This window comes from Bacillus sp. GZB (genome assembly GCF_001975995.1).
GTDB lineage: Bacteria > Bacillota > Bacilli > Bacillales > Bacillaceae > Bacillus > Bacillus velezensis.
In genome coordinates, this window is the sequence record NZ_MTQG01000016.1 from 629,299 (window position 1) to 642,309 (window position 13,011).

The 13,011-nt window shown below is 47.9% G+C and carries 9 protein-coding genes and 1 pseudogene; 2 read left to right on the forward strand and 8 right to left on the reverse strand.

Annotated features, from left to right (window positions below):
- Nucleotides 1-21: 21 nt before the first annotated feature.
- From narH to BXO87_RS09020, 3 genes are all read right to left on the reverse strand, one after another.
- On the reverse strand, nucleotides 22-1,485 hold the full coding sequence (narH, locus tag BXO87_RS09010) for a nitrate reductase subunit beta (RefSeq protein WP_038460199.1): 1,464 nt from the start codon (nucleotides 1,483-1,485) through the stop codon (nucleotides 22-24).
- A complete protein-coding gene (locus tag BXO87_RS09015) occupies nucleotides 1,475-5,161 on the reverse strand; it encodes a nitrate reductase subunit alpha (protein ID WP_038460201.1) in 3,687 nt (1,228 codons plus the stop codon). Before BXO87_RS09015 ends, narH begins: the two co-directional genes overlap by 11 nt.
- A 176-nt stretch (nucleotides 5,162-5,337) precedes the next feature.
- Entirely contained in the window at nucleotides 5,338-5,814 is a 477-nt protein-coding gene (locus tag BXO87_RS09020) for a cyclic nucleotide-binding domain-containing protein (RefSeq protein WP_038460203.1), read from the reverse strand.
- A gap of 142 nt (nucleotides 5,815-5,956) precedes the next feature.
- Here BXO87_RS09020 and BXO87_RS09025 point away from each other — a divergent pair, with 142 nt between their 5' ends.
- Nucleotides 5,957-6,676, forward strand: a complete 720-nt coding sequence (locus BXO87_RS09025; protein WP_038460205.1) for a YwiC-like family protein — start codon at nucleotides 5,957-5,959, stop codon at nucleotides 6,674-6,676.
- 31 nt (nucleotides 6,677-6,707) lie between these two features.
- Here the strand turns inward: BXO87_RS09025 and BXO87_RS09030 are convergent, their stop codons facing one another.
- The 4 genes from BXO87_RS09030 to BXO87_RS09045 form a co-directional block, all read right to left on the reverse strand.
- Nucleotides 6,708-7,424, reverse strand: coding sequence for a Crp/Fnr family transcriptional regulator (locus BXO87_RS09030; RefSeq protein WP_032875896.1), 717 nt, complete (start codon nucleotides 7,422-7,424; stop codon nucleotides 6,708-6,710).
- Nucleotides 7,425-7,521: 97 nt separating this feature from the next.
- Nucleotides 7,522-8,712 carry a nitrate transporter NarK gene (narK, locus tag BXO87_RS09035; RefSeq protein ID WP_032875893.1) on the reverse strand — a complete coding sequence of 397 codons (1,191 nt, stop codon included), beginning with the start codon at nucleotides 8,710-8,712 and terminating at the stop codon, nucleotides 7,522-7,524.
- Between the two features lie 133 nt (nucleotides 8,713-8,845).
- Nucleotides 8,846-10,516, reverse strand: a complete 1,671-nt coding sequence (argS, locus tag BXO87_RS09040) for an arginine--tRNA ligase (protein ID WP_038460208.1) — start codon at nucleotides 10,514-10,516, stop codon at nucleotides 8,846-8,848.
- Nucleotides 10,513-10,941, reverse strand: coding sequence for a YwiB family protein (locus tag BXO87_RS09045; RefSeq protein ID WP_032869448.1), 429 nt, complete (start codon nucleotides 10,939-10,941; stop codon nucleotides 10,513-10,515). Before BXO87_RS09045 ends, argS begins: the two co-directional genes overlap by 4 nt.
- Nucleotides 10,942-11,094: 153 nt before the next feature.
- Between BXO87_RS09045 and BXO87_RS09050 the strand changes: the two are divergent.
- Nucleotides 11,095-11,607, forward strand: a pseudogene (locus BXO87_RS09050) (bacteriocin biosynthesis protein AlbG); the annotation flags it as partial.
- 6 nt (nucleotides 11,608-11,613) lie between these two features.
- On the opposite strand, the gene BXO87_RS09055 reads toward BXO87_RS09050, so the two are convergent.
- Nucleotides 11,614-12,990: a YncE family protein gene (locus tag BXO87_RS09055; RefSeq protein ID WP_038460210.1), complete on the reverse strand. Its 1,377-nt coding sequence runs from the start codon at nucleotides 12,988-12,990 to the stop codon at nucleotides 11,614-11,616.
- Between the last annotated feature and the right edge of the window lie 21 nt (nucleotides 12,991-13,011).

Consider the following 13,011-nt stretch of genomic DNA (forward strand, 5'->3'; position numbering starts at 1 on the left):
TTACACCTCATTTATGAAAAATTAGAAACAAGAGCCAGGGCCGCCTGAAAATGATAAGCCGCAGCTCCCTTGTTCAGCGTATAAATCAGACACTTCTTCACGATGGCTGCTCGGGATCACAAAGCGGTCATCATATTTGGCGATCGCCAGCAGCCGGTACATGTCTTCAATTTGCTGTTCTGTTAAGCCGACACTGGAGACCAATGCCGGGTCGATGGATTTATTCGTCTGAACCGCCCTCATATACTGGCGCATGACAGACATTTTCTTTAACGTGGACCGAATATGATCCGTATCCCCCGCCGTTAATAACTGCGCCAAATAGTCAATCGGAATTCTCATTTGGTCGATAGCCGGAAAAATCGCTTCCGCCGTTTGCCGGCTGCCTTTTCCTTCAAAGAGATTCATAATCGGGCTGAGCGGCGGAATGTACCAAACCATCGGCAGTGTACGGTACTCAGGGTGAAGCGGAAGCGCAATCTTCCAGTCAATGATCATTTTATAGATCGGCGATTGCTGCGCAGCCTCTATCCATTCAGCCGGGATGCCTTGTTCTTTTGCCAGTTTGGCAATCTCAGGATCATTCGGATCAAGAAAAACGTCCAGTTGGGAATGGTAGAGATCCTTTTCATTTTCAACCGATGCCGCTTCCTCCACTTTGTCCGCGTCATACAGCATGACGCCGAGATAGCGGATTCTGCCCACACACGTTTCGGAGCAGATGGTCGGCAGCCCCGCCTCCAATCGCGGGAAGCAGAGTGTGCATTTTTCCGCTTTGTTCGTTTGCCAGTTAAAATAGACTTTTTTATAAGGACAGGATGAGACGCAATATCTCCATGAACGGCACGCGTTTTGATCAACGAGAACGATGCCGTCTTCATCGCGTTTGTACATGGCGCCGGACGGGCAGGAGGACACGCACGCCGGATTGATGCAGTGTTCGCAAATACGCGGCAGATACATCATAAAAACCTCATCGAATTCCGTTTTAATGGATTCCTCCATTTTTTGAACGTTTGGATCTTCAAGCCCTGTAATATGGCCGCCCGCGAGATCATCTTCCCAGTTCGGGCCCCATTCGATATTCATGAAATCCCCCGTTAAGGACGATTTCGGGCGCGCCACCGGTTGGTGTTTTTTCTGCGGGCTGTTTGTTAACGTTTCATAATCATAGTTCCAAGGTTCATAGTAGTCATCAATCGTCGGCTGGTTCGGGTTATAGAAAAGGCCTGCAAGCCGGTTTGTTTTCGGGCCTGACTTCAGTTCAAGCTTTCCTTTTTTCAACGTCCAGCCGCCTTTATATTTGTCCTGGTCCTCCCATTGCTTCGGGTAGCCGATGCCAGGCTTTGTTTCTACATTATTGAAGTACATATATTCCGCACCGGAACGGTTTGTCCACGTGTTTTTGCAGGTGACGCTGCACGTGTGGCAGCCGATGCATTTATCCAAGTTCATGACCATCCCGATTTGCGCTTTAATCTTCAAGCCAATCGACCTCCTTCAGCTTGCGGATGACGACATTCAGATCGCGCTGATTCCCTGTTGGACCGTAATAGTTAAAGCCGTAACTGAGCTGGGCATAGCCCCCGATCATCTGTGTCGGCTTGACGTGAATCCTTGTCGGGCTGTTATGGGTGCCTCCGCGGTTATTTGTCAGTTTTGTGCCGGGCACGTTGATGTGGCGGTCCTGGGCATGGTGCATAAACGCCATTCCTTTAGGAATCCGGTGAGACAAAACCGCTCTCGCGACGACAACGCCGTTTCGGTTGAAGCATTCAATCCAATCGTTGTCTTTGATATCCGTATCCGCAGCATCATCTTTATTCATCCACACGGTCGGCCCGCCGCGGAACAGCGTCAGCATCGGCAGAGAATCAAAATACATGCTGTGGACGGACCATTTATTATGCGGCGTCAAATAATTAAGAACGATCTCTTTGCCCTCTTGATCAGGCCGCTTGCTTAGGAACGGACGGTGCTGGAGGATCGGTTTAAATGTCGCCATCGTTTCACCGAATTCCATCATCAGTTCATGATCGACATAATAGGATTGTCTGCCTGTCAGCGTCCGCCACGGGATTAATTTTTCCACATTCGTCGTAAACGGCGAGTACCTGCGCCCTCCTTTTTCTGAGCCGGTAAAGGCCGGAGAGGTGATGACCGTTTTCGGCTGGGCTGTAATTTGCTCGAACGTAAAGCATTCTTCCTCGCGCTCTTCCGCCAGGTCTTTCAGCTTCAGGTTTGTGATGTTTTCAAGTGATTCCCATGCTTTCACGGCGACTTTTCCATTGGAGGTGGACGACAGGGTTAAAATCGCTTCCGCCGCCTGCTTCGCTTCACTTATATTCGGGCATCCTTTGGCAACGCTGTTTGAATCGGTTTCTCCCAGTCTCTGTTTGAGTGATTCATATTCATCCGCAATCGACCAGCTCATCCCTTTTGTCCCGCTCGGTTTTAAAGCCGTATGAGGGCCGAGCGCGGTCATTTTATGAAAAATGTGTTTGTAATCCCGTTCAACGACATGGATGTTCGGCATCGTTTTCCCCGGAATGGCTTCACATTCACCCTTGCTCCAGTCATTGATTTTGCCGAACGGCTGGGCCAATTCCTGCATCGTGTCGTGGAGGAGCGGCGTGGCGACTACCTCTTTCACCGGCTCCATATCGACTTCTTCCGCCAGATCGGAAACGGCTTTTGACAGCGCCTTGAAAATATCCCAGTCTGACTTCGATTCCCACGGCGCCGAGATGGCCGGAGCAAATGGATGAATAAACGGATGCATATCCGTGCTGCTGAGATCGTGTTTTTCATACCATGTCGCCGCCGGCAGCACGATATCGGAATACAGCGCCGTACCCGCCATTCGAAAATCGAGGTTGATTAACAAGTCGAGCTTTCCTTCCGGTGCCTGCTCCCTCCATTTGATTTCTTCAGGGCGAATGCTGTCGCTGTCGTCATTCATCAAACCGTTCGTCGTCCCCAGCAGATGCTTAAGAAAGTATTCATGCCCTTTTCCTGAGCTTGAGATCAGATTTGCCCGCCATACGAAGAGATTCCTTGGGAAATTCACTTCATTGTCTGGGTCTTCAATCGCGAATTTCAGTTTTTTCTCTTGAAGCCGTGAGGCCACGTACGCACCTACGTCTTCAGGTGTCGCCGCCCCCGCCTTCTCAGCTTCTTTGTACAGATCAATGCCGTTTTGATTGAATGTCGGGTAGGACGGAAGCCACCCTAATCGCGCCGCCAGCACATTGTAATCGGCGTGATGCTTGTAGCGGGATGAAGAAGCGATCGGTGAAGCCAAGTCACTGATCGGCTGGTCTTCATAACGCCACTGGTCTGTCGCAAAGTAGAAAAACGAGGTGCCGTTTTGCAGTTTAGGCACGCCTTCCCAGTCCTTTGCGGTTGCAATCGTCTGCCACCCTTCAGCCGGACGGAGCTTTTCCTGCCCCACGTAATGGGCCCAGCCTCCGCCGTTTACGCCTTGGGCGCCTACGAGTAAAACAAGATTTAACACCGCACGGTAAATCGTGTCGGAGTTGAACCAGTGGTTAATGCCGGCCCCTACGATAATCATGGATCTGCCGTCTGTATCGATCGCATTTTGGGCAAACTCCCTGGCAATCTGTATCACGGCTTCTCTTTTAATTCCCGTGATCTGTTCCTGCCAGGCAGGTGTGAACGGACGGGGATCATCATAAGATGCGGCTGATTGTCCGCCGATGCCCCGGTTCACGCCGTAGTTGGCCAATATCAAGTCAAACACGGTCGTGACGTACGTCTCCTCACCATTCAGATCCAATTTTTTAATAGGAAGATTCCGCTCAAGCACTTTGTTTCCGTCATTTGAAAAATACGGAATGCGCACCATGCCGATTTCGTCCTCTATTCCGAGCACGGAGAGACGGGGCTCAATCTGTTCCCCGGTGTCTTCGTCGATCATGTGCAGATTCCATTTCTGCTGCCCGTCCCAGCGGGAGCCCATTGTTCCTTGCGGTATGGCAAACGCACCTGTCTGTTCATTCCAGACCGCCGGCTTCCACTGATCATTTTTTGTCTGCCGCCCGATGTCTTTCGCATGCAGAAACCGCCCGGCTGTATACACGCCGTTCTCTTTTGACAGAGTGACGAAGAATGGAAAATCGGTGTATTGCTTCGCGTACTCAATAAAACGTTCAGTTTCTTGGTTCACGTAAAATTCCTGCAAAATGACGTGACCCATCGCCATCGCAAGCGCCCCGTCAGTCCCCTGGCGGATACTCAGCCAGTCATCCGCAAACTTTGAGGATTCCGCAAAATCGGGACTGATCGAAATAACCTTGGCGCCTTTATAGCGGGCTTCCGCCAGAAAATGCGCATCAGGCGTTCTCGTTAACGGAACGTTGGAGCCCCATGTGATGATATAGCCTGAATTGTACCAATCACTGCTCTCCGGAACGTCCGTCTGGTCGCCCCAAATTTGCGGGGACGCCGGCGGAAGATCCGCATACCAGTCATAAAAACTGAGCATTGGGCCGCCGATTAACGACATGAATCGCGAACCTGATGCGTGGCTGATCATGGACATCGCCGGGATCGGAGAAAAACCGACATTCCGGTCAGGCCCGTATTTCATCACTGTATACAGCAGAGAGGCTGAAATCAGCTTCAGCACCTCCGGCCATTCCGCGCGGACAAAGCCGCCTTTCCCTCTTGCCTGTTTATAGGACTTCGCTTTTTCAGGGTTTTCGACGATCGATTTCCAGGCATCCAGCGGATTATGATGCGCCTGCAATGCTTCCCGCCACAAATTGATCAGCACACCGCGCACATATGGATATTTCACACGGAGCGGGCTGTAGATGTACCAAGAAAAACTGGCCCCCCGCGGACAGCCTCTCGGTTCGAAATCAGGCATATCCGGGCCTGTTGATGGATAATTCAAGTTTTGTCCTTCCCACGTGACAATTCCGTTTTTCACATAAATATTCCAGCTGCAAGAACCCGTACAGTTGACACCGTGGGTGGAGCGAACGACTTTGTCGTACTGCCATCTGTTTCTGTATACATTCTCCCAATCACGATCTTCGCTTGTCGTTTGGCTATGGTTATTTGAATGATGTTCGATAGGAGAAAAATAGTTTAATCTCCTGAGCAACGGACTCATTTTCTTTTTCTTCATGATCGTTCACTCCTTCCGAGTCAGGTGATGCTATGTACACTATAAACAGAGACGGCGCATCACCTTGTGAACTATGTCACACACTCTGCTTTTTTCACAAAACGTTCACACAGAGCAGCAGGAAGGATTTTCAAACGATATGAGGACGCCCGGCGTATCAAAAAAACCGGTTCTGTTTAAGAACCGGGTTCGGCGTTTTCATCCCGTGATGTATGCAGATACCGCAAAAACAATTGATAAGAACAGAAGACATTTTGCTGAAGCATCGCCAAAAAGTTCATTTGCAGCCGCGGATGGTAAGACATCATTTGCTTAAATACGGAATATGGAATATGGAGTACCAGAATATCCGGTGAGGCATTGACTGAGATAAAAGGCGATAAAGAGAGCCCGCCTTTTTCATCAATCGGAAACACATCGCCTTTTTCCCACAGCGCAACGGTTTGCGACCCTTCAGGGAGTCTGCTGTCCGTAAAACAGATATTGCCTTTTAATACAATATAAACGGATTGTGAATGAAGAAAGGATGGAGATTGGTCAGATGAGCCGCGGATAAACGTCCCGTTTTTCAGCAAGGTTTCGACAATGGACAGAGGCACTTCATTAAACATAGGAAGTTGTTTCAGAAATAATAAATAGTCACACTGATTCATAGGAAAGCCTCCTGTGCTAAGGATAGCTTTAGTGTAGCCCGATTGAGCCCGCACGGCAGTGATGTATTTCACAGCTTGTATGATAAAAGTCACTTATCAGGAGAGTGTTTGCACTTATAATGAAATAAAAAGGAGGGTTTCGATGAAGGCGATGATTCCGAAGCAGCACGGCGCATGGGCGATGCTGCTGATTCCATTTTTACTCGGCATGGTCAAGGGAGGCCCGGTTTTCTGGCATATTCCGCTCTTTTTGGGCTGGCTGTTCCTATACTTAGCGGTTTATCCCGTTTCGCTCGCTTTGAAAAAGAAACAGCTTCAGCCCTATCAAAAGTGGATATGGTATTACGGTTTTCCGGCCTGCTGCTTTTTGATCATTTCTGTCTTTCATAAGCCGCAGCTCGTCTGGATCGGCGTTTTTTTATTGCCGCTGTTTCTCATACATACGCATTATGCCCGCCGAAAAAACGAACGGGCGCTCACGAATGATATTGCAGGTGTTCTGTTCTTTTGTTCAGGCGGGCTTGCGAGCTGCTGGCTGGGAACGGGAACCCTTGACGGCTGGTCTTGGTTTCTATTCTTGCAATCCGCTTTATTTTTTGTCGGGAGTTCTTTTTACGTGAAATCGGTCATACGGGAGAGAAAAAACAGAACCTTTGCATACTGGTCGTGGGGATATCACCTCTTGCTCCCCTTTTTATCGGCTCTTTTCGGGGCAGGCTGGGCGTTTCTCGCTTTTATCCCAAGCAGTCTGCGGGCCTGGTTTTTTCACGGAAGAGACTGGCCGGTGAAAACGATCGGCATTCTGGAAATCGTAAATGCCGGCTTCTTTCTTGCCGTCATGTGCCTGTTTATCACAAGGTAAAAAAACAAGGACACCGCTGTCCTTGTTTTTTTCAGTCAATATTGCAGATCTCAAGCGGACAATTTTCACACTCGATCTCACACCGTAAATAGTCCCGCTTGTGCAAAATAATTTTTCCGGTTTCGTCTATCGAAATAACCCCTTGTTTGCGGAGGTCTCCCAGCATGCGGTTGACGCTCTCCCTTGCCGCCGCGCAAAACTTAGCCAAATCCTGATTTGTCAGCACAATGTTAATCAGAATTCCGTCGCTTCGATCCACCCCGTAGCTGTTTGATAAGCGGATAAGGGTGGAATAGAGCGCCCCCTTTTTGCCGTGAAGAAGCAGGTCCCTGATCTTGGACTGGATTTTTCGAAGATGGGTGCTCATCCATTTCATAAATTCAAACGTCAAAACACCGTTTTGGATCAATTCCTTTTCCAGCTTGTTTTTATTAATGACGAGCACCTCGCCATCCTCTAACACTTTCGCACTGAGCATATATCTCGGCTCATCTGTGAATAGCGTCAATTCCCCGACAATATCGTTTTTTTGGCAGATTCTAAGCGTCAGGTCTTTTCCGTCAGACGTCAGCTTGCCGATTTCAATGAGTCCTGATTGAATCAGATAAAGCTCTTTTGCATCCATTCCTTCTTGAAACAAATACGTGTGTTTTTTCATTTTCCTTTTCGTACTGATCGATTCCAGCAATTCATGCAGTTCGCGGGAAAGAAGTTCTTTATCAGATTTTCGGACAGAGAGAATATTCATGAGCTCACCTCGAAGAAAGTCACGTTGCGTATGTATATTGTAACGTGACTTGATTTGCACTCACCCAGAAAAAACTAACAATCTTGTGAATGGATCATTATGAATTGAGGCTCTGACTGTTTCTCTCCGTATGTGTTTTCATTTTTTCCTGCCAATACATCCAGATCACAAGAACAAAGCTGGCTAACGCGACCTCTGAAAGCGCCATAAACCCGATCGCGTATTGGCCTGTTGCCTGAAATACACTTGCCAGAATCAGCGGAGGGAAAAACCCGCCCAGTCCGCCCATAGCTGACACAATACCGTTGGCAATCCCCGCTTGCTTCGAAAAGTAGAAAGGCACCAGTTTAAATACAGTCCCGTTTCCAATCCCTGAGCAGACTGCCACCGTCAGCGATCCAAACGCATAAAGGCCGATCGTCGGGGAGAATGACAGCATGACGCCTGACAGCGTAAGCCCTGCGAAAACGAACATCAGAATGCGGAGCGGGCTCAGTTTATCTGCAAGAAACCCTCCCACAGGCCTGAGCAGCGTAGAGACCGCAATAAAGCCGGCCGTCCGCAGACCGGCGTCCGCAGGGCTCAGCCCAAAATGCTCAACCAAAAAATTCGGAAGATAGATGGTAAAGGCGACAAAGGCGCCGAACGTAATAAAATAAAACAGGCTCAACATCCACAGCACATGATTTCGGTAAACGGCTTTCATTTGTGTCTTTATGGAAACTTTGACTTTCTTCTCATGCCGGTCGCCGAACAAAACATGCAGTAATGCGAAAACAGCCAGCAAAACAAGATACATCTGCACGGTTGCTTTCCATCCCGCGGCTTGAGCGATAACCGGCGCCGCAAAGGTAGTAACGGCGGTGCCGATGTTTCCGGCACCGTAAATCCCATTGACGACACCGTGCTTTTCTTTCGGATAATATTTCGGGAGGGACGTCACTCCGATGGAGAATACCGCTCCCCCGATCCCTAAGAAAAAGCCGCCCGCGATTAAATCAAATAAAGAATCCGCGATACTGATCCAAAATACAGGAAACAAAAGCAGGATGAAGCTGATCATAAACATCAGCCGCGCGCCATACCTGTTCGTTAAATATCCTAAAGGAATACGGAGAAGCGATCCGAGAATAACGGGAATCGCCGTCACCAATGAAATCTCGCCTTTGCTTAAATGAATATCTGATGTCATTTGAGAAATGAGCGATGAAATCAGCACCCACACCATAAACCCTGCCACTAAGCTTAATGACTGCAACGATAATTGAATATGTTGACGATTGATCATTCGGCTTGCCCCTTTCACTGATTCAATATCAGTCTTATCATACAAAAACTCAGTGTGCGGGATTGTGAATTACATCACACGCTTTATATACAAAAAAAGAACAAAGCCCGAAGACTTTGTCCTTTGATCATCATTACATTTTTTCCGGAGCGGATACGCCGATCAGCTGAAGCGCATTGTTCAGCGTAATTTGCGTCGCCTTCATTAAAGCGAGACGCGCGCGGCTCTTCTCTTTATTTTCCGGATCGATGACTTTCTCCGCATTGTAGAAGCTGTGCAGAGCGGAAGCCAGATCATAAATATAGTTTGTGACACGGTGAGGAATGCGTTTTTCCGCCGCTTCTGCCACTGCCTCAGGGAAGCCGCCGATCGTTTTCAGCAGGTCATATTCTTTTTCTGATTGAATATGGCTGAAATCAAGATCTGCCGCCGGTTTAAGTCCCTGCTCCTCCCCTTGGCGAAGCATGCTGCAAATACGTGCATGTGCGTATTGCGCATAATACACAGGGTTTTCGTTAGATGTGGATACGGCAAGATCCAAGTCAAAATCCATGTGCGTATCAGCACTGCGCATCGCGAAGAAATAACGGACCGCATCAAGGCCGACCTCTTCAATCAGGTCGCGCATCGTTACGGCTTTCCCCGTGCGTTTGCTCATCTTCATTTTTTCGCCGTTTTTGTATAAATGAACGAGCTGAATGATCTCAACTTCCAATGTGCCTTTCTTGTAACCGAGCGCTTCAATTGCCGCTTTCATACGCGGAATATACCCGTGGTGATCCGCGCCCCACACATTGATGAGCTTGTCGAATCCGCGGTCAAGTTTGTCTTTATGGTATGCGATATCCGGCAGCAAATAAGTGTATGAGCCGTCTTTTTTGATCAGCACACGGTCTTTATCGTCGCCGAACGTTGTGGAACGGAACCATGTCGCACCGTCCTCTTCGTATACATGGCCCTTTTCGCGAAGCGCCTCGAGCGCCTGATCAATTTTTCCGTTTTCGTACAGTGACGTTTCAGAATACCATACGTCAAACGGCACGCGGAAATTTTCCAGGTCGGAGCGAAGTTTATCAAGCTCGTACTTTAAGCCGTATTCACGGAAAAACGCCTGGCGTTCGCTCTCCTCTTCATGTACGAAACGGTCGCCGAAATCTTCGGCAAGCTTTTTCCCGATGGCGATAATATCCTCGCCGCGGTAGCCGTCTTCCGGCATCGATTTCTCGAGACCGAGCGCTTCAAAATAACGGACTTCAACGGAAAGCGCCAGGTTGTTAATCTGGTTGCCCGCATCATTAATATAGTATTCGCGGCTCACATCATAGCCCGCTTTAGAAAGCACGCTGCACAGCGCGTCACCTACCGCCGCGCCGCGCGCATGACCTAAGTGAAGATCTCCCGTCGGGTTGGCTGATACGAATTCGACCTGAATCTTTTCGCCTTGTCCGATGTTTGTCTCTCCGTAATGTTCACCCGCTTCAAGCACGGACGGAATCAGTTTTGTTAAGTAGCTGTTGTTCATGTAAAAGTTGATAAAGCCGGGTCCCGCAATATCCATCTTTTCAATGGAAGCTTTGCCTTTATCAAATGACGCCACGATCTCCTCAGCGATTTGGCGCGGCGCTTTTTTTGCGATTCTCGCCAGCTGCATCGCCATGTTTGTGGAATAATCACCGTGTGTTTTTTCTTTCGGCGTTTCTAACAGTACGCTTGGAATCTGGCTTTCGTCCGCCAGGCCCGCTTTCAGAACGGCCGCTTTGATCTCATCCTTCAGCACGTCCTTCATTTGTTCCGCAATATTCATGCGTGAGTTCCTCCCTCATACGTGATCGTCATATTATGTAAATGCTGCTGCTCGTCTCCGACATGCATGTCATATGCGATGCTGATTCGGCCTTTTTCTTCACCGAGATCAGATTGAATCGATTTTGTGCTTGTTTGCAGCTCAAGCTCACCAAATGACATTTTATATTTCGCAATTGTGGAAGCTCCCGTTATGAAACGCTGATTCATTTTAACAGCGCCTGACCTCATGATCAGGACTTCGCCTTCGCTCACCTTCACAATCGTTTTTACTTTGCCCAGGTCGTGTTCTTCATAATAAGATAGATACACTTTTTGTTGTTTTACATAGTAAAATCCGGTAGTACGGAATTCGATGACTTCCTCATTTCCGTCATCCTCGATCACAGACTTCACATGGAGTGTTATCGGTGTCTCTTGTTTCATTTTGACACGTCCTTTTCATCATTCCGCTTTGACTTGAATAGTATAATCCTTCAGTTTGTAAACTTCAACTGCTTCTATCTTACCATCATTGCTCATTAGATTTGAAGATAAACCTCATAAAAAGCAGTTCCTTATGAGAAGAGAAAATCATATCACTATGTCACCCAATCCGTGAAAAACATGACAGCAGCTTTTCAGAAACTCACACAGTCTCATCGAAGCTGCTGCGACTTCCAGCAGCATAGATTGTGCAGCAGAAATGCCAACGATGTCAAAGCGCTGCGTGACAGCTATAAAAACGTCCGCCAAACACACGTGATGGCTGCTGTATTATGCCAAGTCATCATATTCGGATGCATGTTCGAAATCGTCAAAGCCGTCCCTTTCCGCTTTCACACGCCCCTTGTCGTATCAATGGGACTCACGGTGTTACTGATTTTGTATTTATTGTATTTTATGCGGACGTACTTGCTGCAGCTTTTCCAGCATGGCAGCCTGTTCAAAAAAGGGCTTGCGGGAGCGCTGACAGGAGCCGGGGTTTGGTGGATGCTCAGTTTCACCATAAGTGAACTGCTGTTTTTAATCATCCTGGCTGCCATCCAGCAGATCGGCTCATTTATTTATAAACGATTTTTTTATCGCAGCTCTGCTTCTCTCAACCTGTGAAATAAGCTACATGGCAATCGCTGACGGACCAGTCCCAACCGGAATCACCGTCATGGCTGTATAATCACTCGTGCGGTACACGGTTACGGTATTGTCGTCGGGCTGTGCTGCATAAATGTACTGATTATCAGGTGTTACGGCGAGGTCAAAGGCGCCGGGCAGAGACACGTTTGCAACGATCCTCTGTCCAGCCGTATTAACTACGTATAAGTTATTAATGAGAAACGGTTCACTATATGGCTCTAGAAAATAAGCCCTAGTGCTATCGCGAGAAAATACAATCGTCCTCAGAGTTTCAAATAAACGGTTGAAGTCGCCTCCCCTGCTTAATGGTGACAAACTGATCTCCGTTACACCTTTCGGCAGCAGCTCACCATTCAACACATACGCAAAATTTCCAGCGTAAGGAGTGGCAATTAAACTGGGAAATTCAAATGTATCTATGATACTTTCTACCAACTGCCCAGTATTTACATCATATTTATCAACCGACCAACTGCTTCCATTAGCGGTATAGACATACTGTCCATTGGGATCAAGAGCAAAGTCTAAAGCGCCGGGTATCGGAATGACATCAATGACCGATTGAGAGGCCATGTTGATCATATATATAGATCCGGCGGCCATCACGTACGCGAACTCATCTGTTGAATCAAATTCAACCTTTCTCGGCCCTCCTCCAACAGTGATGGTATTTATGATGGTTAATGTTTTATTATCTAGCACTGAGACAAGGTTGGTATTCCCATGGAGGACATACGTGAAAGCTTTATCGAAAGTAACGCCTAGATTAGTTGGCACGTCAGAAAAATGGATTGTTTTTACAACAGTGTTTAAATCTGAATCAATAACCGAAACCGTGCTGTCTCCTGAATTGGCTGTAAACACATACGATTGAGGGTCTGGCGATGGCGGTAAAACAAGTGTACCGGTCACCGTAAGCGGACTGCCGTAGAAAGGCGGTACAATGAGAAGATCTTCCACTGTTATCTGACTGAAATCAGGACAGCGGCCAGACTGCGATGCATAATAAACAACTTGATCAATCTCTTCAGTATGAATCACAGAAACAGACCCGTCCCCTTGTCCATATTGATTTCGTACAGGCGACACACTGACAAGAAGCGTAACGGTCCCTTTAACTCTCACGGCATATCGAACACCGATATCTTCTGGTTCCGGCCCAGTCTGGATTAAGCAAGGCTCACTGATACATAATAAATGAGCAGTACTCCATGTAACCGTCGCAGCTGCTTCGGCAGAATCAATGGTGAACCCCTCGGGAATGTCAATCGGCACTTGAAACAGCGCTTCTCTGCTAATTTCCTCATCACAAAAACAGAAACAATTTTCCTGTAAAGCAGACAGATCATTCTTTTTCATCAATTCACATCCTTTTAGAAA

What these genes read in the sequence shown, in the direction of transcription:
- BXO87_RS09030 (WP_032875896.1), bottom strand. Translation starts at nt 7,424, where the DNA reads ATGAATATTCTCTCTGTCCGAAAATCTGATAAAGAACTTCTTTCCCGC.
- narK (WP_032875893.1), bottom strand. Translation starts at nt 8,712, where the DNA reads ATGATCAATCGTCAACATATTCAATTATCGTTGCAGTCATTAAGCTTA.
- BXO87_RS09020 (WP_038460203.1), bottom strand. Translation starts at nt 5,814, where the DNA reads ATGAATCAGTGTGACTATTTATTATTTCTGAAACAACTTCCTATGTTT.
- BXO87_RS09045 (WP_032869448.1), bottom strand. Translation starts at nt 10,941, where the DNA reads ATGAAACAAGAGACACCGATAACACTCCATGTGAAGTCTGTGATCGAG.
- argS (WP_038460208.1), bottom strand. Translation starts at nt 10,516, where the DNA reads ATGAATATTGCGGAACAAATGAAGGACGTGCTGAAGGATGAGATCAAA.
- BXO87_RS09055 (WP_038460210.1), bottom strand. Translation starts at nt 12,990, where the DNA reads ATGAAAAAGAATGATCTGTCTGCTTTACAGGAAAATTGTTTCTGTTTT.
- BXO87_RS09025 (WP_038460205.1), top strand. Translation starts at nt 5,957, where the DNA reads ATGAAGGCGATGATTCCGAAGCAGCACGGCGCATGGGCGATGCTGCTG.
- BXO87_RS09015 (WP_038460201.1), bottom strand. Translation starts at nt 5,161, where the DNA reads ATGAAGAAAAAGAAAATGAGTCCGTTGCTCAGGAGATTAAACTATTTT.